Consider the following 20,049-nt stretch of genomic DNA (forward strand, 5'->3'; position numbering starts at 1 on the left):
TCGTGACGCACATGATCCCGACAGGGTCAGACTAAGTCATTGCGCTGCAACGCAGCATCACAGCGATCGCCTTAAATCAAGGCAATTGAGCAAGTTGATCCTGCTCAAGTCCTCAATGCTGCGGCTGCATTACATCGTTTTCATGAAATCAGGTTAAGATCGACTCCCGGTGCACCGGATACGGAAAGACCAATGTCTGACATGAAGTGGAATGCGGAAGGCGTGCCGGCCTATGGGCAGGCGCTTGATCGGGCGGCGCGGGCGACGATCGCGGGCATGACGCGGGGGCTTGCCCCGTCGGTGCTGGCGACGGCGACGCTGGACTGGATGATGCATCTGGCGGCGGCACCGGGCAAGCAGGCGGAGCTGTGGGAAAAGGCCGTCAAGTCGGCGACAGCGATCATGGAGGGGGGGCTTCAGGCGCATGAGGCGCCGGTGAAGGACCGCCGCTTCGCGGCCGAGGCCTGGAGCAGTCAACCTTTTGCCGCGCTGCGCGACAGCTTCCTTCTGACCGAGGACTGGTGGCAGGCGGCAACGACCGGGCTGCGCGGCATGGACCGGGCGCACGAGGCCGCCCTCAGCTTCTCGGTCCGGCAGATCCTCGACGTCTGGTCGCCCTCGAACGTGCCGTTCTTCAACCCTGAGATCCTGACCCGCACCGCCGAGACCGGCGGCGCCAACCTGATCCAGGGCGCGGTGAACTTCACCGGCGACATGATGCAGTTCGCAACCGGCGCCCCGATGGACACCGGCGACTACCGCGTTGGCGAGAACCTGGCCGTGACGCCGGGCAAGGTGGTGGCGCGCACCCATCTGATGGAGCTGATCCAGTACACGCCCACCACGCGGCAGGTGCATCCCGAGCCGGTTCTGATCGTGCCGGCCTGGATCATGAAATACTACATCCTTGACCTGACGGAGCGGAATTCGCTGGTCCGCTGGCTCGTGGCGCAGGGCTTCACCGTCTTCATGATCTCCTGGCGCAACCCCGGCCCCGAGGACCGCGACCTCGGCCTCGTGGACTACATCGACCAAGGGCCGCGGGCCGCTCTCAAGGCCATTCAGGCGATCACCGGCGCCCCGAAGGTCCATGCCGCGGGCTACTGCCTCGGCGGAACGCTTCTGTCGATCATGGCGGCCCAGATGGCCCGAGACCATGACGAGCGGCTGGCCTCGATGACGCTCTTTGCCGCGCAGGTCGATTTCTCGGAAGCAGGGGAACTGGCGCTCTTCATCTCGGAGGCGCAGGTGGCGCTGCTCGAGGACATGATGTGGCATCAGGGCTATCTCGACAGCGACCAGATGAGCGGCGCCTTCACGCTGCTGCGCTCGAACGACCTGATCTGGTCGCGGATGATCCACGAATATCTGATGGGCGAGCGGCCGCATCCGAACGACCTGATGACCTGGAACGGGGATTCCACGCGGATGCCCTACCGGATGCATTCGGAATATCTCCGCCAGCTCTTCCTCGAGAACCGCTTCGCCGAGGGCAAGTTCGAACTCGAGGGCAGCAAGCTGTCGCTGACCGAGCTGCGGGTGCCGATCCTTGCCGTAGGCACCGAGACGGACCATGTCGCGCCCTGGCGGTCGGTGTTCAAGATCCAGCGGCTGACCGAGACCGAGACGACCTTCATCCTCACCTCGGGCGGGCACAATGCCGGCATCGTGTCCGAGCCGGGCCATCCGCGGCGGCACTTCCGCATCGCCACCACCCAACGCGACGACCCCTACAAGGACGCCGACGAGTGGTTTGCCGCCCATGCCCCGGTCGAGGGATCATGGTGGCCGGCCTGGGGTGCCTGGCTGGCCGAGCGATCCTCGGCCAGGGCGAAACTGCCGCCGACGGGCAGCGCATCGGCCGGCTACCCGCCGCTGTGCGACGCGCCCGGCGCCTACATCCTGCAGCGCTGAGGGGACAAGACGATGCTGAAGGGAAAATACGGGCTGGTGGTGGGCGTCGCCAACGGCCAGTCGATCGCCGCGGGCTGCGCGCGCGCCTTCGCCGCGGCCGGGGCGGAGCTTGCGCTCACCTACCTGAACGAACGCGCCCTGCCCCATGTCCGGCCGGTGGCCGAAGAGGTGAAGGCCGCGGCGCTCCTGCCGCTCGACCTTGCGCAGGAGGGCGCGCTCGAGGCGCTGTTCGAGGACATCCGCGGCCGCTGGGGCCGGCTCGACTTCCTGCTCCACTCGGTCGCCTTCTGCCCGAAGGAGGATCTGCACGGCCGCGTGACCGACTGTTCGGCCGCGGGTTTCGCACAGGCGATGGACATCTCGTGCCATTCCTTCCTGCGCATGGCGCGGCTGGCCGAGCCGCTGATGGCCGCCGGGGGCAGCATGATGACCGTCAGCTATTATGGCGCCGAGAAGGTGGTCGATCACTACAACATCATGGGCCCGGTCAAGGCCGCGCTGGAGGCCTGCACCCGCCATGTGGCGGCCGAACTGGGGCCGCAGGGGATCCGGGCCAATGTTCTCTCGCCCGGCCCGATCGCGACCCGCGCAGCCAGCGGCATCGACCATTTCGACGCGCTGATCGAGGATGCCCGGACCCGCTCGCCCGAGCGGCGGCTCGTGACCATCGACGAGGCGGGGGCCGTGGCCGCCTTCCTCGCCTCCGATGCCGCCTCGGGCGTCACCGGAACCGTGACCCATATCGACGGAGGCCGACATGTTCGGATGTGATCCTTCCATCACCACGGTCGAGAACCGGACGCTGGACGAGCTGCAGATCGGCGACAGCGCCGAGGTGGACCGCGTGCTCACCCCCGAGGACATTGAGCTGTTCGCCGTCATGTCGGGCGACGTGAACCCGGCGCATCTGGATGCGACCTATGCGGCCGAGACGGGCTTTCACCATGTGATCGCGCACGGGATGTGGGGCGGCGCGCTGATCTCGGCGGTGCTGGGCACCCGCCTGCCCGGCCCCGGCACGATCTACCTCGGACAGTCGCTGCGGTTCCGCAGGCCCGTCTCGCCCGGCGACAAGATCACTGTCCGCGTGACGGTGCGGGAAAAGGACATGGCCTCGGCCAAGGTCACGCTCGACTGCGTCTGCCTCAACCAGTCCGGCGAGATGGTCATCACCGGCGAGGCGCTGGTGCTGGCGCCCCGCGAGAAGGTGCGCCGGCCGGTCTCGCACCTGCCCGAGGTGCGGCTGCACACGCCCGGCGCGCGCTTTGCCAACCTGATCCTCGCTGCGCGCGCCCTGCCGCCCCTGCCCACCGCCATCGTCCATCCCTGCGACGACCTGAGCCTTCTGGGCGCCATCCAGGCCGAGGCGGCGGGCATCATCACCGCGCTCTGGGTCGGGCCTCGTGCAAGGATCCTCGCCACGGCGGCGGCGGCCAACGTCACGCTGGACGAAAGCCGGATCATCGACGCGCCGCACAGCCATGCCGCGGCCGAGGTGGCGGTCGATCTGGTGCGCGAGGGACGTGCGGGTGCGCTGATGAAGGGCAAGCTGCACACCGACGAGCTTCTTTCGGCCGTGCTCTGCCGCGACAAGGGTCTCAGGACCGAGCGGCGCCTCAGCCATGTCTTCGCCCTCGACGTGCCGGACGTGGACCGGCTGCTGTTCATCACCGACGCCGCGATCAACATCGCCCCCGATCTCGAGACGATGAAGGACATCGTGCAGAACGCCATCGACCTCGTGATGGCGCTGGGGATCGAGACGCCGCGCACGGCGCTTCTGTCGGCGGTCGAGACCATCACGGGCAAGATCCCCTCGACGCTTCTTGCGGCCTCGATCTGCAAGATGCACGACCGGGGCCAGATCGTGGGCGGGCTGATCGACGGGCCGCTGGCCTATGACAATGCGATCTCGCTCGAGGCGGTGAAGGCCAAGGGCATCGTGTCGGACGTGGCGGGCCGGGCCGACATCCTTGTGGCACCGAACCTCGAGAGCGGCAACATGATCGCCAAGCAGCTGATCCATCTGGGCGGCGCCGAGGCCGCGGGCCTTGTGCTGGGGGCGAAGGTGCCGATCATGCTCACCAGCCGGGCCGACGGCCCGTCGGCGCGCCTCACCTCGGCCGCCCTCGCTCGCCTTCACGCCGAGGCGCGGCCCACGAAGCCGGTGGCCGAATGAAACCCGTCTGGCTCGTCCTGAACATCGGCTCTTCCACGGTCAAGTTCGGCCTGTTCGACGTGGAGGACGCCACCCCTCTCGTGCGCGGTCTGGTCGAAGGGATCGGCCTTGCGCCGCGACTGAAGGCCAGCCTGCCCGACGGCACTCTCGAGTTGCGCGCGCCGGCCGATGCCCGCGACGCAAAGGAACTGACGCTGTGGCTGCTGGGCCTGCTCGAGGGGCGGCTCGGACCGCTCGAGCTGCACGCCGCCGGCCACCGCGTCGTGCATGGCGGCCCGGATTACAACGCGCCGGTGCTGCTGACGCCCGAGGTGATCGAACGGCTCGAGAGCTTTTCGCCGCTGGCCCCCAGCCACCAGCCCTTCAACCTCGCGGGCATCCGCGCGGTCGAGGCGCGCTGGCCGGGGGTGCCGCAGATCGCCTGCTTCGACACGGCCTTCCACCACGACCGGCCCCGCCTCGCCCGGCTCTACGCCCTGCCCCGCGCGATGGCCGAGGAAGGCATCCTGCGCTACGGCTTTCACGGGCTCTCCTACGATTACATCGCGACGCGCCTGCCCGAGGTTCTGGGCGAGGCCGGACGGGGCAAGGTGATCGTGGCGCATCTGGGCAGCGGCGCCAGCCTCTGCGCGCTGGAGAACCTGCGCAGCGTCGATACCACGATGGGATTCAGCGCGCTCGACGGGCTGATGATGGGCACGCGCTGCGGGCAACTCGACCCCGGCGTCATCCTGCACTTCCTGCGGCAGGGCCTGACCGGGCCCGAGATCGAGGCGATCCTCGGCCGCAAGAGCGGGCTTCTGGGCGTCTCGGGGATCAGCCCCGACATGCGCGACCTGCTGCAGAGCGATCGGCCCGAGGCCGCAGAGGCGGTGGAGCTGTTCGTGCGCTTCGTCCTGCGCCAGATCGGCGCGCTGGCGGCGGGCATGGGCGGGATCGACGCGCTGGTCTTCACGGCCGGCATCGGCCAGCACGCGCCCGAGATCCGGGCGCGGGTGATGGCGGGGCTCGGCTGGCTGGGGCTAATCCCCGATCCGGCTGCGAACCTTTCGGGCGAGGGGGTGATCTCGGCCCCCGGCAGCCGCGTGGCCGCAGCCGTCATCGCAACGGACGAGGAAGAGGTGATCCTGCGCGCCCTCCACCGTGGGGAAATTGCCCATTTCTCTCCACGCGCCGCTCTGGCCTGACGGCCCCACTCGCGGTTGTCCGCTCAAATCGATCGCCGCGGGGAACGTTCCTGTCGCTGCGCGCATTCCTCTGCGTAATGATCCGGGCGGACACCACCGCCCGGACCCGACACGGAGGATTGCCATGACCATGCCCAAGTTCCTGCTGCCCGCCCTCGCGGCGAGCCTCGTGATTGCCGCCTGCGGCGAGACCCGGACCCAGCGCGTCGCAACCGGCGCCCTCGGCGGTGCGGTGGCCGGCGAAGTGCTGGCCGACGACCCGATCACCGGCGCCGTGGTCGGTGGTGTCGGAGGCGCGGTCATCCGCTGATATCAACGGCCCGCGCGGCGCCCCGCGCGCGGGCGGTTGCCGTGACCTTGCGGGAAGGCGGCTGGACAAGCGGCCGCCCTCCCGGCAGTCTCCGACCCCGGAAGGAGACTTGCAGTGACGCTCGAGCTTGCGCTTGTTCTCGCCCTGCTCTGTGCCGCTGTCGTGATGTTCGCCATGAACCGCCCGCGCATGGATGCCGTGGCGGTCATCATGATGGTTGCCCTGCCCTTCACCGGAGCGATCACGCTTCAGGAGTCGCTTTCGGGCTTTGCCGATCCCAACGTGATCCTGATCGGCGCGCTCTTCGTCATCGGCGAGGCGCTGGTGCGGACCGGGGTCACCAAGGGGCTCGGCGACTGGGTGATCGCCCGCGCCGCCGGCAGCGAGACGCGGCTGATCGTGTTCCTGATGCTGTCCGTGGCGGCCCTGTCGGCAATCATGAGTTCCACCGGCGTGGTCGCCATCTTCATTCCGGTGGTCCTGCGCATCGCGCGCGACTCGGGCATTCCGGTCGGCCGCCTGATGATGCCGCTCTCGGTTTCGGCGCTGACGGCGGGCATGACGACGCTTGTGGCGACGCCCCCGAACCTCGTCCTGCATGGCGAGCTGGTTCGGAGCGGGCACGAGGGCTTCTCGTTCTTCGCCTTCGCGCCCTTCGGTCTGCCGATCCTCGTCATGGCGATCCTCTGGATGCTGGTGGCCCGCCGGTTCCTCGGGTCGGCGGACGGCGCGGCCCCGGCCGAACGGCGGCATCTGGGGGACTGGGTGTCGGAATATGGCCTTGCCGGGCATGAGGCACGGCTGCGGCTGAGCCCTGCCTCCCGGCTCGCGGGCCGTCCCGTCTCGGACACGGGCCTGCTGTCCAGCCAGGGCATGACCATTCTCGCCATCGAGCGGCGCGGCCTCTTCGGGGCCGAGCTGGTCCATCCGACGGCATCGACCCGGCTCCGGCCGGGGGACATCCTGCTGCTGGATGCGGCGCGGACCGAGGTCGATCTGGCCGCGCTCTGCGCGCGCTGGCGGCTTGAGGAGCTGCCGCCGACCGGAGACTATTTCGCCGACCGCGTGTCCGACATCGGCATGGCCGAGGTGATGATTCCGGCAACCTCGCCCCTCGTCGGCCAAAGCGTCGTCGATCTGCGCTTCCGGTCGGTCCACAACCTGGCCGTGGTGGCGCTGAAGCACGGCGCGCACCCCCTGACCACGCCCGTGGCGGACGAGAAGCTGCGGGGAGGCGACACGCTGCTGGTCGTCGGGCCATGGCGGGCGATCCGGCGGCTCTCGGGGCGGCAGCGCGAGATGATCCTGCTCGACCTGCCCGGCGAGGCCGACGATGTTGCGCCCGAACGGCGCCGCGCGCCGGCGGCGCTCGCCGTGCTGGCGCTGGTCGTCGGGCTGATGATCTCGGGCCTCGTGTCCAACGTGCAGGCGGCGCTGGTGGGCTGCCTGCTGCTCGGCCTCTTCCGCTGCATCGACATGCGCTCGGCCCTCGGCTCGATCCGCTGGGAGACGCTGGTGCTGATCGTGGGGATGCTGCCCTTTTCCATCGCGCTCCAGCGGACGGGCGGCGTGGATCTGGCGGCCGAGGCGCTGATCGACCTTCTGGGCGATGCCGGGCCGCGGATGATCCTCGGCGCGCTCTTCTGCGTGACGACGGTGCTGGGGCTGTTCATCTCGAACACGGCGACGGCGGTGCTGATGGCGCCCGTGGCCGTGGCGCTGGCCGAGCGGCTGGGCGCCTCGCCCCAGCCCTTTGCCATGATCGTGGCGCTGGGGGCCTCGGCCGCCTTCATGACGCCGGTCGCCTCGCCGGTGAACATGCTGGTGGTGGGGCCGGGCAACTACCGCTTCGTGGATTTCGTCAAGGTGGGCGTGCCGCTGACGCTGTTGTGCCTCATCGTCAGCGTGGGCCTCGTTCCGCTGCTCCTGCCGCTCTAGGACGCAGCGGAACGGTTGACCCGCACGGGCAAGCGGGTGTCACCTCGGCCCAATCGTGAGGAGGAGACCATGCCCATACCCGAGGCCCTGAAGGGCCGCCTCAAGGCGCCCGTGATCGCCGCACCCATGTTCCTGACCTCGGGCCCCGACCTCGTGGTGGAGACCTGCAACGCGGGCCTCCTGGGCACCTTCCCCGCGCTGAACCAGCGCACGAGTGACGGGTTCCGCGCGTGGATCGGGACGATCCGCAGCCGTCTGGTGCCCGATGCCGCGCCCTTCGGCGTCAATCTCATCGTCCACAAGTCGAACCCGCGCCTCGAGGCCGACCTCGCCATCTGCATCGAGGAAAAGGTGCCGCTGATCATCACCTCGCTCGGCGCGGTGCCCGAACTGGTGGCGGCGGTTCATGGCTACGGCGGGCTGGTGTTCCATGATGTCGTGAATGCGCGGCACGCGCGCAAGGCGGCCGAAGCGGGGGTGGACGGGATCATCGCGGTGGCGGCGGGGGCGGGCGGGCACGCCGGCACCCTCAGCCCCTTCGCGCTGGTGTCCGAGATCCGGTCCTTCTTTCCCGGCACGATCGTCCTGTCGGGCGCCATGAACCGGGGCCATGAAGTGGCGGCGGCCCGCATGATGGGGGCGGATCTGGCCTATCTCGGAACGCGCTTCCTCGCGACCGAGGAAGCGATGGTGCCCGAGGCGCAGAAGCGGATGGTGGCCGACAGCACGGCCGCCGACATCGTCTATACGCCGAAGGTCAGCGGCATCCCGGCCAGCTTCCTGCGCCAGAGCCTGGCCACCGCGGGCATCGATCCCGAGGGGGGCGCGTCTCCGCATCTCGACATGGAATCCGAGGCCAAGGTCTGGAGGGACGTGTGGTCGGCGGGGCAGGGCGTCGGCGGGATCGGCGACATTCCCAAGGCAGCCGATCTGTGCCGCCGTCTGATTGCCGAGTATCAGGCGGCGGTCTCTGCCTGCACCGCCGAGACCCGAGCCGAGGGTTGGCTCTGACGCCGCCCCCGGTCCTCGGCGCCTGCCGGATGGCGGGCTCCGACGACCGGGGGGAGCGAAAACGAGAATTATCCGAGGGCGCCGTCGCTCAGAGCGCCGCCAGTTCTTCCGGCGTGCGACCCTGAGCCATGGCGACCTTGAACCAGTTCGGGCAGCGCCCACGCCCGTTCCATGAAACGGAGCGGTTGGTGGGGTTGAAGTAACTCACCCTCGGCCCGCTCTCTCCTGCCTCACCCGTGATCCTGGCGACCTCTTCCTTCGCCTTTCTGGCGATTTGACGGCTTTCGCAGGCATCCAGCGCCGCAGAAATCCGACCATAGAGGTCCAACAGCTCGTCCCGGTTCAACCGCTCAATGTTCAACTTCATTCCGACCATCCCCGGCCTTCCGAACCAGCAGGAAAAGCCGGCTCCGTGGCCACTTTTTCTCACCATACATAAGGTTTGGACGGCCGGACAATCTCTTTGAGGTATGGAAACATATACTTTTGAATATGTTTCCGATCGCGGACGGATGCCTGTTGCATGCTGGCCGCAGGTCCGCCGGGCGTGCGGCCGAGGCCCGCCAACGGATCGGCGGAAGGGGCAGTCATGCGCTGGACGGGAAGCCGGACCCTGTGCGCCCCAAAGGCGCCGGGCCGTGGCGGATGCCGAAGGGCTCAGGCTTCGGCATCCGGTCGTGGGGCGCCTCAGGCGGCGCGCCGGATCGTCGATGCGGGCTTTTCGGCGGGCTTGGCCGTGGGGGGAACCATGTGCGCGCTGCAGGCCAGCATGAGGTCGTAGGGGCTCTTCATGTCGGCGGCGAGACGCTCGACCATGCCGCCATACCATTCCTGCATCGAGCTGAAGGTCGCCGTGTCGGAGAAGCCCTTGTCCATCACCTTGTGCGCCGTGCCGACGAGGCTCGAGACCGCGGCCTGACGGCGGTCGAGCCAGTCATGCGCGGCCTGGTTCATCTCGCCGGCGATGCCCTGCTGCATGTCCAGCGCGCGCTTGGCCATGATCGCCCCCATTGGCGCGGCAGACATGCTCGAGAGAAGATGGGTCATCGTGTCGTAGATGGTGCGGGAAGTCTCGGCCGGTTTGGTCATGTTCATCCTCCAGATCGGTCGTTACTGCTGCGACTTTGGCCGCATGGCGAGACGGTGGGGACTCTTGCAGAATGCGTCAATGAAAATTGGCGTGGGAGGCGGCATGCTGCGCAGCGCGGCATGATAAGCCGTTTTTGCGCATGAACTGGCCCCTGAACGGCCACTCGCTGCCCGGTGAAGCGGCAAGCGTGATTCGCAATTTGAACTTGCGGCAGCACAACAAGGGCCGGAACCGCGCCTGTTATGCGAAGGGCATCAGTTGGAAGGAAAGCCAGATGCTCAAGAAGATAACGGCCGCGGCCACGCTCATGCTTGTTCTCGGCACCGCGGCGCAAGCCGCCACGCATGAGGTGATCATGCTCAACAAGGGCGCCGACGGCGCCATGGTGTTCGAGCCCGCCTTCGTCGCGGCCCAGCCCGGGGACACGATCCTCTTCAAGGCCACCGACAAGGGCCACAACGCCGAAACGATCAAGGGCATGCTTCCCGAGGGGGCCGAGGCCTTCAAGGGCAAGATGGGCAAGGACGTCTCGGTGACGCTGACGGAAGAAGGGCTCTACGGCGTCAAATGCGCCCCGCACTTCTCGATGGGGATGGTGGCGCTGATCCAGGTGGGCGCGCCGGTCAACCACGAGGAGGTTGCGGGGGTGCCGATGAAGGGGACGGCGAAGGCGCGGTTCGAGCCGCTGCTCGCCCAGGTCGCCGAGTAGGGCGGCCGGAGCGCGGCATGGGGGTGCCGCGCTCCACCTTGTTCAGAAGGGGCTGTCGGGGAAGTAGAACTGCTCGGCATTCTCGGGCGTGACGAGCTGCGAGCCGATGATGAAGCGCCCCGAAACCGGCGTCGAGGAGACGAGCTTCAGCGCCGTCAGCTCGATGGCGGTCGAGATCTGCGCCGGCGGGTAGGTCACGTTCGCCGGAAGCTGCGGATCGCCATCGGCGATGCGCCGGATGATCTCCTTCATGCCGGCGCCGCCCATGACCCACATCTCCTCGGTGCGGCCGGCCTGCGCGATGGCCTCCATCGCGCCGATCGCCATGTCGTCGTCGGCGGCCCAGACCGCGTCGATCTGCGAATGTTTCGACAGGAAATCCTGCATCACGTTGAAGGCGTCGTCGCGGTTCCAGTTGCCGTGCTGCATGTCGAGCACCTCGATCCCCGACCCTTCGAGGGCGGCGTTGAAGGCCTCGACCCGCTCGTTGTCGAGCGTGGTGGGGATGCCGCGCAGGACGACGATCTTCTTGCCGGACTCGAGGTTCTGCGCGAAATACTCGCCCGCCACGCGCCCGAAGCCGGGATTGTCGCCGGCCACATAGAGATCCTCGATCCCCTCGACCGACAGGCCGCGATCGACGACCGTCACCCAGATGCCCGCCTCCTTCACCGCCTGCACGGGCGAGGTCAGCGGCTCGCTCTCGAACGGAAGGACGACGAGGGCGCTGATGTTGCGCGTCGCCACCATGTCCTCGATGTCGTTGACCATCTTGCCGGCGTTGCCCGCGGTCGCCAGCACGAAGTCGAGCTGCGGATAGACCTCTTGCAGGCGCTTGATCGTGTCCTGCGCGTGGAAGTTCAGCCCGCCCATGAAGCCGTGCGTCGCCGACGGGATGGCGATCCCGATGGTGCCGACCTTCTCCTGCGCCAGCGCGGGAGCGCCGGCACCCGCCGCCACACCGGCCACGGCGGCACTCGTCAGAAATTGTCTCCGTTTCATCACATACCTCCCAAGGATCTACCGCGCGTCGGCGGCCTTCTTCTCCCGCTGCAGCACGACAGCGAGGATCACGATGACGCCCTGGATCGTGCCGTTCAGGTAGGGGCTGACGATCGAGGCGAGGTTCAGGATATTGTCGATCAGGCTGAGGATCAGGACGCCCACCACCGTGCCCCAGACCCGGCCATAGCCGCCCTTGAGAACCGTTCCGCCGATGATGACGGCGGCGATGGCCTCAAGCTCCCACAGGACGCCGGTCGAGCCCGAGGCCGAGCCGAGGCGCGGCACATACATGATGGTGGCCAGCCCCACGAGCAGGCCCAGCAGCGCATAGGTCGCGATCCGCACCCGCGGCACCTTGACGGCCGAGTAGCGCGCCACCTGCTCGTTGGCGCCGATGGCGGCCACATGGCGGCCGAAGGCGGTCTGGCGCATCACGATCTCGCCCAGGATGGCGACGATCGCAAAGACGATGATCGGCCAGGCTATGCCGAAGATCCCGCCGTAATAGACCGGCCGGTAGAGGCCGCGCAGCCCGAAATCGAGCGAGAGCGTGCCCCCGTCGGCCAGCCAGGTGACGAGCGAGCGGTAGATGCCCATGGTGCCCAGCGTCACGATGAAGGGCTCGATCCCGACCTTGGCGATGAGAAACCCGTTGAGCCAGCCCGCGAGCAGCCCCGCGCAGGCCGCCACCAGTACCCCCATCAGAATGACCGGGACGCCCGCGCCCATGTGGGGCAGAAGCGCGTTCATCGACAGGATCATGAGGCCGGCGATGAAGGCCGCCATCGAGCCCACCGAGAGGTCGATCCCCCCCGAGGTGATGACGAAGGTCATGCCCACCGCGATGATGCCGATGAAGGCCGAGCGCGCGAGCACGTTGGTGATGTTGCCATAGCTGAGGAAGTTCGGGTTCAGCCAGGCCCCCAGCGCGATCAGCACGAAGAGGGCGAGCAGCGGTCCGAGAACATAAAGCTGGAAACGGGGACGGGGAACGGTGACGGCACTCATGCGCTGGCCTTCCGGTGGTTCAGCCCCATCGCGAGGCGGACGATGTTCTCTTCGGTAATGGCGTCGCCCTCGACCTCGCCAGCGATCCGGCCCGCGCTCATCACCACGATGCGGTTGGCCACGCCGATCACCTCGGGCAGTTCGGACGAGACGACGATCACGCTGCGGCCCTCGGCCGCGAGGCGGGCGATGAAGCCGTAGATCTGCTGCTTGGTGCCCACGTCGATCCCGCGCGTCGGCTCGTCGATGATGACGACCTGCGGTTCGGCCAGCATGGTCTTGGCCAGAAGCAGCTTCTGCTGGTTCCCGCCCGACAGGCTGCCCGCGCTGATCCCGCGGTCGCCCGCGCGGATGTCGAAGTCCGAGATGGCCTGCGTCAGGGCGCGCTCTTCGGCGGCCTTGTCGATCAGCACCCGGCCGAAGCGGTCGAGCGCGAGGAGGGTCAGGTTCTCGGTCAAGGGCTTGCCGAGAAGCAGGCCCTTCTCCTTGCGGTCCTCGGTCAGATAGACGAGGCCCGCCGCGCGCGCCGCCGCAACCGATCCGTGGGGCAGGTCGTGGCCCGCCATGCGCACCTCGCCCGTGGCCGGGCGGAGGCCCACGATCCCCTCCATCAGCTCTGTCCGCCCCGAGCCCACGAGGCCCGCAAAGCCCAGCACCTCGCCCCGCCGGAGCGTGAACGAGGCGTCGCGCACGAAGCCCGGCACGGTGAGGTTCGTCACCTCAAGCACCGGCTCGGCCGCGGGCGTGCCCTTGGTCGGGAAGAGGTCCGACAGCTCGCGCCCCACCATCGCCTCCGCCATCCGGTCCTCGCTGAGGTCCTTCGCCGGAACCGTCATGACCCGCCGCCCGTCGCGCAGCACCGTCACTCGGTCGGCGATCCGCGCCACCTCATCCAGCTTGTGCGAGGTGTAGAGGATCGCGGTGCCCGCCCTGCGCAGGCGGTCCACCTGCTCGAGCAGCGTGTCGGTCTCGCGGTGGGTCAGCACGGCCGTCGGCTCGTCCATGATGAGGACGCGCGCCTTCAGCCCCAGCGCCTTCGCGATCTCGACCATCTGCCGGTTCGGCACCGACAGCGAGGAGACACGCGCACCCGGATCGACCGCGCAGTGCAGCCGCTCGAGCAGGCGGCGGCTTTCGGCCTGCATGGCGCGGCGGTCGAGGAAGGGCCCCCGCTTCAGCTCGCGCCCGAGGAAGATGTTCTCCTCGACGGTGAGCGGGGTCGCGAGGTTGAACTCCTGGTGGATCATCACGATCCCTGCAGCCTCGGCCTCGCGCGAGGAGGGGAAGTGGATGGGCCGGCCATCGAGCAGCACCTCGCCCGCCGAGGGCGCGAGATAGCCCGCGAGGATCTTCATCGTGGTGGACTTGCCCGCGCCGTTCTCGCCGATCAGCGCATGGACCTCGCCGGGGCAGAGGTCGAAATCCACATCGAACAGCACCTGGACCGGCCCGAACAGCCGCGAGACCTTGCGGATCGCGAGCACGGGGTCGGTCATGGCACCACCCAGGCGGCGTTGCGCCGCGACGAGCGGATGCAGGCGTCGATGAAGGCCATGCCCTCCAACCCGTCGGCGATGCCCGGATAGGTCACGCCCTCGGGCGCAGCCTTGCCCGCGCGGTAGGCGACGATCGCCTCGGCCGCTTCGGAATAGATGGTCGCAAAGGCCTCGAGGAAGCCCTCGGGATGGCCCGCGGGGGTGCGGCTCACCCGCGCGGCCTCGGGCCCGGCGCCTGCGCCCATGCGGGTGATGAGGCGCTTGGGCTCGCCCAGGGGCGTGTGCCAAAGCTCGGTCGGGTTCTCCTGCGCCCATTCGAGCCCGCCCTTTTCGCCGTAGATCCGCAGGCGGAGCGAATTCTCGTGCCCCACCGCCACCTGGCTGCACCAGAGCATCCCGCGCGCCCCGCCCTCGAAGCGCAGCATCACATGGGCGTTGTCGTCGTTCTGCCGCCCCTCGACGAATTGGGACAGGTCCGCCGCCAGCGCCTCGACCTTCAGGCCCGACACAAAGCGGGCGAGGTTGTAGGCGTGCGTCCCGATATCGCCCGTCGAGCCGCCCGCGCCGCTGCGCGCCGGATCGTTGCGCCATTCGGCCTGCTTGTTGGCGACCGGCGCCGCCATCCAGCCCTGCGGATATTCGACCTGCACCACCCGCAGCCGCCCCAGCGCCCCCGAGGCCACCAGCGCGCGCGCCTCGCGCACCATCGGATAGCCCGTGTAATTGTGCGTGAGCACGAAGAGGGCGTCCGCCTTCTCGGCCGCCTGCTGGAGGCGCTTGGCCTCGGTCAGCGTCGCCGTCAGCGGCTTGTCGCAAATGACATGGATGCCGCGCTTGAGGAACTCGCGCGCCACTGGCCCGTGCATGTGGTTCGGGGTGACGATCGCCACCGCCTCGATCCCGTCGCGCCGCCGGGCCTCGGATTTGGCCATGGCGGTGAAATCGTCGTAGCTGCGCGGGATGCCGAGGGCCGCCGCGCTTTCGCGCGCCTTCTCGGGCGTCGAGGAGAGCGCCCCCGCCACCAGCTGGTATTTCCCGTCGAGCCGCGCCGCGATCCGGTGGACCGCGCCGATGAAGGCCCCGCTGCCGCCGCCCACCATGCCGAGCCGGATCGGCCCCTCGCGCCCTGCAAACCGGCTCATCGGTCGAGCCCCAGCATGGCGCGGTTGGCGGCCTCGTCGGTGCCCGCGCCCGCGAAATCGTCAAAGGCGTTGGGGGTGACGCGGATGATGTGGTTGCGCACGAACTCCGCCCCTTCGCGCGCCCCGTCCTCGGGATGTTTCAGCGCGCATTCCCACTCGACCACCGCCCAGCCGTCGAAGTCGAGCGCAGTGAGCCTGGAGAAGATCGCGCCGAAATCCACCTGCCCGTCGCCGAGGCTTCGGAAGCGCCCCGCCCGGTTCACCCAGGACTGGAAGCCGCCATAGACGCCCTGCCGCCCGGTCGGGTTCAGCTCGGCGTCCTTGACGTGGAACATGCGAATGCGGCTGCCGTAGATGTCGATGTTGTCGAGGTAATCCAGCGCCTGCAGCACATAGTGCGACGGATCGTAGAGCATGTTGCAGCGGGCGTGGCCGCCGACGCGCTCGAGGAACATCTCGAAGGTCACTCCGTCGTGCAGATCCTCACCCGGGTGGATCTCGTAGCAGAGGTCGATCCCGCACTCCTCGGCATGGTCGAGGATCGGGCGCCAGCGGGCGGCCAGTTCGTCGAAGGCGGTCTCGACAAGGCCCGCCGGGCGCTGCGGCCAAGGATAGAGATAGGGCCAGGCCAGCGCCCCCGAGAAGGTGGCCATCGCCTTCAGCCCCAGATTGCGCGAGGCGGTCAGGCCCTTCATCACCCGGTCCACCGCCCATTCCTGCCGTGCCTTGGGATTTCCGCGCACGGACGGATCGGCAAAGCCGTCGAGCATCGTGTCATAGGCCGGGTGGGCCGCGACGAGTTGGCCGTGCAGGTGGCTTGCCAGCTCGGTCACCTCGATGCCGGCCTCGGCGGCCTCTCCCCGAAACTGGTCGCACCAGTCCTTCGACTCGGCCGCCCGGTCGAGATCGAACAGCCGCGCGTCCCATGTCGGCACCTGGACGCCGGCGTAGCCGCAGTCGGCGGCCCATCGGGTGATCGACGTCCACGAGTTGAAGGGCGCAGCATCGCCCGCGAACTGCGCCAGAAACAGCGCAGGCCCCTTGATCGTCTTCAAGCGCTTTCCTCCCTCCGGTCGCCACCGGCGCAACGTCCCCATCGCGACCGCTGTCGTTGATGTAATCGTTTGCAGATTCACTATAGGCACGCAACAATCGTTTACAACGATTCTCCTGCACCGCAGGATGGCGCCGAACCGGGGGGTGAGATGCCGCAGAAAGTCGCCACGATTCAGGATGTTGCCCGGCTGTCGGGGGTCTCGACCGCCACGGTGAGCCGCACCCTGTCGCACCCCGAGCGCGTGGCCGAGACCACGCGCGAGGCCGTCCTGCGCGCGGTGCGCGACACGGGTTACGTCGCGAACTCGATGGCGAGGAACCTGCGGCGGCGGCGCACCGGCAGCATCCTCGCGCTGGTGCCGAACCTCGCCAATCCGTTCTTCTCGGAGATCCTGTCGGGCCTCGCCTCCGTCCTGACGCCTGCGGGTTACGGGCTTCTGATCGCGGACACGCACACGGACCCGGCTGGCCGGTTGGCCCATTATCTCGAGAGCGGGCTGGCCGACGGAGTGGTGATCTTTGACGGCAGCCTGCCCCTCGAGGCGCTGGCCACGCGGCGGCGCCCGCCGGTGATCCTGGCCTGCGAATGGATGGGCGAGGCGCTGCCCTCGGTGCGGGTGGACAATGCGGCCGGGGCCGAGATCGCGATCCGGCACCTGCACGAGATGGGGCACCGGCGCATCGGCCATGTCATGGGCCCCGCGGGCAACGTGCTGACCGAAAGCAGGCTCGAGGGCGTGAGACGGGCGCTCGGCGATCTCGGGCTGCCGCTGCGCGACGACTGGATCTTCCGCGGCGACTTCGGGCTGGCCTCGGGGTCGGCGGCGGCGATGACATGGCTCGGTCTGAAGGACCGCCCCACGGCGGTCTTCTGCGCCTCGGACGAGATGGCCTGCGGCTTCATGGGGGCCCTGCAGCACGCGGGCATCGCGGTTCCGGCGGATGTTTCGGTGGTGGGTTTCGACGATATCGAGGTGGTGGCCCATCTCACGCCGGCGCTGACCACGATCCGGCAGCCGCGCCGCCTGATCGGGCGCCGGGCGGGCGAGCTGCTGTCGGCCATGATCGACACCCGCACCCTCGGCGGCCCGTCCGAGCTGCTGCCGGTGGAGCTGATCCGGCGGCAGAGCGTTGCACCTCCTTGCGGCACAGGAGCATCCCCATGACCCATCCTCCGATCCTCGGCACCCTCGAATCCGCGCTCTATACCGACGATCTGGCCGCGGCCGAGGCCTTCTATCACGGGCTGATCGGCCTGCCGGTGCTGGCCCGCGCGGGAAACCGGCACATCTTCTTCCGGGTGGGAGACGGGGTGCTGCTGGTCTTCAACCCGTTGGAAACAGCCAAGCCCCCGACAAACCCCGCGCTGCCGGTGCCGCCGCACGGGACGCGCGGGCAGGGGCACTATTGCTTCGCCATCCCGCCCGAGGCGCTCGATCTGTGGCGGCGGCGGCTGGAGGAGGCGGGCGTGGAGATCGAGGCGGACTTCCACTGGCCGAACGGTGCGCGCTCGATCTATGTCCGCGACCCCGCGGGCAATTCGATCGAGTTCGCGGATCCCGCGATCTGGTCGTGACCCTTCACGAAGCGCGAAGGACGCGCCTCAGCGGGGGCGGCGGAGATAGACGTAATAGGCGCCCTCGCCGCCGTGCTTCAGATGCGCCATGGCCACCTGAAGCACCGCCGCCCCAAGTGGCGGCATCCGCAGCCAGTGCGGCACCTGATGGCGCAGGACGCCCGGCCGCTGTGGGATCGGGCCATGATCGTCCGGCCTCCGGCTGCCCTTGCCGGTGATGACCAGCACCAGCCGCAGCCCATCGGCGTGGGCGTTCAGGATGAAGCGGATCAGCTCGGGATGCGCCTCGGTGAGGGTCATGCCATGCAGGTCGATCCGCGCCTCGGGCGAGAGCTTGCCGCGCGACATGCGCGCGAAGCTCTTGGCATCCATGCGCAAGGGTTGCGCCGCAAGCTGGTCGCGCAGCGCAGGCACGAGATCGTGGCCCGAGGCGTGCCGGACCTTCTCTCCGACGTGAAAATGCGGAAAGGCCGGCACCTGCACCCGCGGTTCGGGCGCATGGGGCAGGGGATCGGGCTTGGGCGTGTGGGTGCGGACGCGCTGAGGATGCAGAGGCTGGGCCGACCGGGCGACGGCCTGCCACAGCTCTTCCTCATCCGGGCGGAGCGTCCGACGCCGGGCCATCAGTGTTCCGGCAGCATGGCAAAGGCGCGGTCGATGGGCAGCAGCACCATCATCCGCCCGCCGTCCTTGACCTCGCCCGCAACCTCGCCCGCACGTGAGCCGGTGCCGTAGAAGATGTCCGCGCGCTGCGTGCCCTTGATCGCCCCGCCGGTGTCCTGCGCCACGAACAGCCGGCGCAGCGGGCGCCGTCCGTCCTTCTCGACCCAGACCGGGGCGCCGAGCGGCGTGAACAGCGGGTCCACCGCGATGCTGCGCAGCGTGGTGATCGACCGGCCCATCGCCCCGATCGGCCCCTTGTCGGAGGCCAGCTGCGGCAGCTTGCGGAAGAAGACGTAGGACGGGTTCAGGCCCAGCAGCGCCCGCCCCTCGATCGGATTGCGCTGCACCCAGTCGCGGATCGTCCGGGCCGAGGCCTCCTCGAGCCGCAGCAGCCCGCGGCGGACCATCTCCTTGCCGACCGAGACATAGGGATGGCCGTTCTTGCCCGCAAAGCCCACGCGGAGTACCCGGCCGTCGGGCATCCTGATCCGCCCCGAGCCCTGGACATGGAGAAAGAAGACCTCGACCGGATCGTCGAGCCAGGCGATCTCGAGCCCGCGGCCGGACAGGAACCCGCCGTCGATCTCGGCGCGGCTGCGCCAGACGGTGCCATCCTGCAATTCGGGGGGGCGGGCGTAGATCGGCCAGTTGAAGCGCGAGGTGCGAACGGGCGAGCCCTCGAGTTCGGGCTCGTAATAGCCGGTGAACAGAGCCGGCGGGTCGCCCACCTGAACGGGCCGGAAGAACAGCTCGAAGAACTCTCGCGCGGCCTCGGGTCGGCCCGCCATGTCGGCCGAAAGCTGGCAGAGCGGGGCCCATTCGGGCCCCTTCAGCAGGTCGCAGGTCTGGCGAAACACGGCCAGCGCCTCGGAATGATCGTCGTCGCGCCAGCCGTCCAGCTCTTCGAAGTCGAGCACCTGCGCCGAGGCGGCACCGGACGCCGCCGTCACGACGCAGACCGCCAGCGCGCAGAGCAGGGCACGCATCACTCCCCGGTGGCGACGAGCTGCCAGTTGGGGTCGTTCGCGCCCATGTGCCGCTCGAAGGTCCAGACGTCGCGCTGGCGCTTGATCTCGGTGGGGCTGCCCTCGACAACCTGGCCCTCGCGGTTGCGCACGACCGAGGTCAGCTCGCCCACGAAGCGGACGGCGATCTGCCCGATCCGCGAGTCGCGCTCGAAGGAGGCCTCGTGGATGTCGATCTCGCGCAGGCCGAGGAAGTTCGCCTCGACGCTCAGCCCCTCGGCCTCGCGCGCGTTGACGGCATCCTCGAAGCTTTCGAACACCTCGGCCGAGAGGAAGGGCCGGATCTGCTCCAGCTCGCCCTTCTCGAAGGCCATCACGATCATTTCATAGGCCCCGCGGGCGCCGGTGAGGAATTCCGACACCGAAAAGCCCGGCTCGGCCATCTTCATACCGGCCAGCGCCTTCGCGGAGGGGCTGCCGTCGGTGACGTGGTCGATGATGTCGCGGTCGGGTCCGCCCTCGATCACCTCAAACTCACGCCGGGGCCGCGGCCTGGGGTCTTCCAGCGGCACCGGAGGTTTCTCGAACCCCTCGCGGGTGCCCAGAACACTCTTGAGCTTGATGATCAGAAAGACGGCGATCCCGGCCAGCACCAGCAGTTGGATCAGGGACGAACTCATTTTTACCTCGGTCGGGGGCGTCGGGCCTGAAGTCCCGCGGCATATCGGGGTTGGTACGGATAGCGATCCTTCCCTATGTAGGGGAGGGCTGGCGGCAAGTCCACCGCCGCGCCCGACAAG

The 20,049-nt window shown here is 68.6% G+C and carries 20 protein-coding genes; 10 read left to right on the forward strand and 10 right to left on the reverse strand.

Annotated features, from left to right (window positions below):
• Positions 1–192 precede the first annotated feature (192 nt).
• The 7 genes from FG154_RS05605 to FG154_RS05635 all read left to right on the forward strand — a co-directional run bounded on the left by FG154_RS05605 (position 193) and on the right by FG154_RS05635 (position 8,539).
• On the forward strand, positions 193–1,914 hold the full coding sequence (locus FG154_RS05605; protein WP_145105126.1) for a PHA/PHB synthase family protein: 1,722 nt from the start codon (positions 193–195) through the stop codon (positions 1,912–1,914).
• Between the two features lie 12 nt (positions 1,915–1,926).
• Complete coding sequence (fabI, locus tag FG154_RS05610; RefSeq protein ID WP_145105128.1) at positions 1,927–2,685, forward strand: enoyl-ACP reductase FabI; 759 nt, start codon at positions 1,927–1,929, stop codon at positions 2,683–2,685.
• Positions 2,672–4,093, forward strand: coding sequence for a bifunctional enoyl-CoA hydratase/phosphate acetyltransferase (locus tag FG154_RS05615; RefSeq protein WP_145105131.1), 1,422 nt, complete (start codon positions 2,672–2,674; stop codon positions 4,091–4,093). Before fabI ends, FG154_RS05615 begins: the two co-directional genes overlap by 14 nt.
• Entirely contained in the window at positions 4,090–5,280 is a 1,191-nt protein-coding gene (locus FG154_RS05620) for an acetate/propionate family kinase (RefSeq protein WP_145105134.1), read from the forward strand. Before FG154_RS05615 ends, FG154_RS05620 begins: the two co-directional genes overlap by 4 nt.
• Before the next feature lie 124 nt (positions 5,281–5,404).
• The gene (locus FG154_RS05625) at positions 5,405–5,590 is read left to right on the forward strand and encodes a hypothetical protein (RefSeq protein ID WP_145105137.1); all 186 of its coding nucleotides are present in this window, start codon (positions 5,405–5,407) and stop codon (positions 5,588–5,590) included.
• A 114-nt stretch (positions 5,591–5,704) separates the two neighbouring features.
• Positions 5,705–7,528: an SLC13 family permease gene (locus FG154_RS05630; protein WP_145105140.1), complete on the forward strand. Its 1,824-nt coding sequence runs from the start codon at positions 5,705–5,707 to the stop codon at positions 7,526–7,528.
• A 69-nt stretch (positions 7,529–7,597) separates the two neighbouring features.
• A complete protein-coding gene (locus FG154_RS05635; RefSeq protein ID WP_145105143.1) occupies positions 7,598–8,539 on the forward strand; it encodes an NAD(P)H-dependent flavin oxidoreductase in 942 nt (313 codons plus the stop codon).
• An 88-nt stretch (positions 8,540–8,627) separates the two neighbouring features.
• Here the strand turns inward: FG154_RS05635 and FG154_RS05640 are convergent, their stop codons facing one another.
• Complete coding sequence (locus FG154_RS05640) at positions 8,628–8,906, reverse strand: H-NS family nucleoid-associated regulatory protein (RefSeq protein ID WP_145105145.1); 279 nt, start codon at positions 8,904–8,906, stop codon at positions 8,628–8,630.
• 320 nt (positions 8,907–9,226) lie between these two features.
• Positions 9,227–9,628 (reverse strand): hypothetical protein, encoded by a 402-nt coding sequence (locus tag FG154_RS05645; RefSeq protein WP_145105148.1) that lies wholly within the window; start codon positions 9,626–9,628, stop codon positions 9,227–9,229.
• Between the two features lie 275 nt (positions 9,629–9,903).
• On the opposite strand from FG154_RS05645, the gene FG154_RS05650 reads away from it, so the two are divergent.
• The gene (locus FG154_RS05650) at positions 9,904–10,338 is read left to right on the forward strand and encodes a pseudoazurin (RefSeq protein WP_145105151.1); all 435 of its coding nucleotides are present in this window, start codon (positions 9,904–9,906) and stop codon (positions 10,336–10,338) included.
• A 42-nt stretch (positions 10,339–10,380) separates the two neighbouring features.
• Here the strand turns inward: FG154_RS05650 and FG154_RS05655 are convergent, their stop codons facing one another.
• From FG154_RS05655 to FG154_RS05675, 5 genes are read right to left on the reverse strand one after another with little or no spacing between them, the layout of a single operon-like run.
• Entirely contained in the window at positions 10,381–11,340 is a 960-nt protein-coding gene (locus FG154_RS05655; RefSeq protein ID WP_145105154.1) for an ABC transporter substrate-binding protein, read from the reverse strand.
• 18 nt (positions 11,341–11,358) lie between these two features.
• Positions 11,359–12,351: an ABC transporter permease gene (locus FG154_RS05660; protein WP_011909632.1), complete on the reverse strand. Its 993-nt coding sequence runs from the start codon at positions 12,349–12,351 to the stop codon at positions 11,359–11,361.
• The gene (locus FG154_RS05665) at positions 12,348–13,847 is read right to left on the reverse strand and encodes a sugar ABC transporter ATP-binding protein (RefSeq protein ID WP_145105159.1); all 1,500 of its coding nucleotides are present in this window, start codon (positions 13,845–13,847) and stop codon (positions 12,348–12,350) included. The genes FG154_RS05660 and FG154_RS05665 overlap by 4 nt, the downstream gene beginning before the upstream one ends.
• Entirely contained in the window at positions 13,844–14,989 is a 1,146-nt protein-coding gene (locus FG154_RS05670; protein ID WP_145105161.1) for a Gfo/Idh/MocA family protein, read from the reverse strand. The genes FG154_RS05665 and FG154_RS05670 overlap by 4 nt, the downstream gene beginning before the upstream one ends.
• Complete coding sequence (locus FG154_RS05675; protein WP_145105164.1) at positions 14,986–16,044, reverse strand: sugar phosphate isomerase/epimerase family protein; 1,059 nt, start codon at positions 16,042–16,044, stop codon at positions 14,986–14,988. The genes FG154_RS05670 and FG154_RS05675 overlap by 4 nt, the downstream gene beginning before the upstream one ends.
• A 150-nt stretch (positions 16,045–16,194) precedes the next feature.
• Between FG154_RS05675 and FG154_RS05680 the strand changes: the two genes are divergently transcribed.
• Together FG154_RS05680 and FG154_RS05685 are read left to right on the forward strand one after the other, a co-directional pair.
• Positions 16,195–17,211 carry a LacI family DNA-binding transcriptional regulator gene (locus FG154_RS05680; protein ID WP_145105167.1) on the forward strand — a complete coding sequence of 339 codons (1,017 nt, stop codon included), beginning with the start codon at positions 16,195–16,197 and terminating at the stop codon, positions 17,209–17,211.
• A complete protein-coding gene (locus FG154_RS05685; RefSeq protein ID WP_145105170.1) occupies positions 17,208–17,621 on the forward strand; it encodes a VOC family protein in 414 nt (137 codons plus the stop codon). Before FG154_RS05680 ends, FG154_RS05685 begins: the two co-directional genes overlap by 4 nt.
• 27 nt (positions 17,622–17,648) lie before the next feature.
• Here the strand turns inward: FG154_RS05685 and FG154_RS05690 are convergent, their stop codons facing one another.
• Genes FG154_RS05690 through FG154_RS05700 form a run of 3 tightly spaced genes read right to left on the reverse strand, consistent with a single transcriptional unit; the run spans position 17,649 to position 19,929 of the window.
• Positions 17,649–18,245 carry a Smr/MutS family protein gene (locus tag FG154_RS05690; protein ID WP_145105173.1) on the reverse strand — a complete coding sequence of 199 codons (597 nt, stop codon included), beginning with the start codon at positions 18,243–18,245 and terminating at the stop codon, positions 17,649–17,651.
• On the reverse strand, positions 18,245–19,270 hold the full coding sequence (gene mltA, locus FG154_RS05695) for a murein transglycosylase A (protein WP_145105176.1): 1,026 nt from the start codon (positions 19,268–19,270) through the stop codon (positions 18,245–18,247). Before mltA ends, FG154_RS05690 begins: the two co-directional genes overlap by 1 nt.
• Positions 19,270–19,929 carry a Tim44/TimA family putative adaptor protein gene (locus FG154_RS05700; RefSeq protein WP_011909624.1) on the reverse strand — a complete coding sequence of 220 codons (660 nt, stop codon included), beginning with the start codon at positions 19,927–19,929 and terminating at the stop codon, positions 19,270–19,272. Before FG154_RS05700 ends, mltA begins: the two co-directional genes overlap by 1 nt.
• Positions 19,930–20,049 lie beyond the last annotated feature (120 nt).

Origin of the sequence: Cereibacter sediminicola, from assembly GCF_007668225.1 — a bacterium.
In the GTDB taxonomy this organism is placed as follows: domain Bacteria; phylum Pseudomonadota; class Alphaproteobacteria; order Rhodobacterales; family Rhodobacteraceae; genus Cereibacter_A; species Cereibacter_A azotoformans.

Excerpts from the sequence above, each read along its gene's own strand:
- fabI (WP_145105128.1), top strand. The coding sequence starts at position 1,927 with ATGCTGAAGGGAAAATACGGGCTGGTGGTGGGCGTCGCCAACGGCCAG.
- FG154_RS05655 (WP_145105154.1), bottom strand. The coding sequence starts at position 11,340 with ATGAAACGGAGACAATTTCTGACGAGTGCCGCCGTGGCCGGTGTGGCG.
- FG154_RS05605 (WP_145105126.1), top strand. The coding sequence starts at position 193 with ATGTCTGACATGAAGTGGAATGCGGAAGGCGTGCCGGCCTATGGGCAG.
- FG154_RS05690 (WP_145105173.1), bottom strand. The coding sequence starts at position 18,245 with ATGGCCCGGCGTCGGACGCTCCGCCCGGATGAGGAAGAGCTGTGGCAG.
- FG154_RS05660 (WP_011909632.1), bottom strand. The coding sequence starts at position 12,351 with ATGAGTGCCGTCACCGTTCCCCGTCCCCGTTTCCAGCTTTATGTTCTC.
- FG154_RS05635 (WP_145105143.1), top strand. The coding sequence starts at position 7,598 with ATGCCCATACCCGAGGCCCTGAAGGGCCGCCTCAAGGCGCCCGTGATC.
- FG154_RS05620 (WP_145105134.1), top strand. The coding sequence starts at position 4,090 with ATGAAACCCGTCTGGCTCGTCCTGAACATCGGCTCTTCCACGGTCAAG.
- FG154_RS05685 (WP_145105170.1), top strand. The coding sequence starts at position 17,208 with ATGACCCATCCTCCGATCCTCGGCACCCTCGAATCCGCGCTCTATACC.
- FG154_RS05680 (WP_145105167.1), top strand. The coding sequence starts at position 16,195 with ATGCCGCAGAAAGTCGCCACGATTCAGGATGTTGCCCGGCTGTCGGGG.
- FG154_RS05625 (WP_145105137.1), top strand. The coding sequence starts at position 5,405 with ATGACCATGCCCAAGTTCCTGCTGCCCGCCCTCGCGGCGAGCCTCGTG.
- FG154_RS05650 (WP_145105151.1), top strand. The coding sequence starts at position 9,904 with ATGCTCAAGAAGATAACGGCCGCGGCCACGCTCATGCTTGTTCTCGGC.
- FG154_RS05670 (WP_145105161.1), bottom strand. The coding sequence starts at position 14,989 with ATGAGCCGGTTTGCAGGGCGCGAGGGGCCGATCCGGCTCGGCATGGTG.
- FG154_RS05665 (WP_145105159.1), bottom strand. The coding sequence starts at position 13,847 with ATGACCGACCCCGTGCTCGCGATCCGCAAGGTCTCGCGGCTGTTCGGG.
- FG154_RS05700 (WP_011909624.1), bottom strand. The coding sequence starts at position 19,929 with ATGAGTTCGTCCCTGATCCAACTGCTGGTGCTGGCCGGGATCGCCGTC.
- FG154_RS05615 (WP_145105131.1), top strand. The coding sequence starts at position 2,672 with ATGTTCGGATGTGATCCTTCCATCACCACGGTCGAGAACCGGACGCTG.
- mltA (WP_145105176.1), bottom strand. The coding sequence starts at position 19,270 with ATGCGTGCCCTGCTCTGCGCGCTGGCGGTCTGCGTCGTGACGGCGGCG.
- FG154_RS05645 (WP_145105148.1), bottom strand. The coding sequence starts at position 9,628 with ATGACCAAACCGGCCGAGACTTCCCGCACCATCTACGACACGATGACC.
- FG154_RS05640 (WP_145105145.1), bottom strand. The coding sequence starts at position 8,906 with ATGAAGTTGAACATTGAGCGGTTGAACCGGGACGAGCTGTTGGACCTC.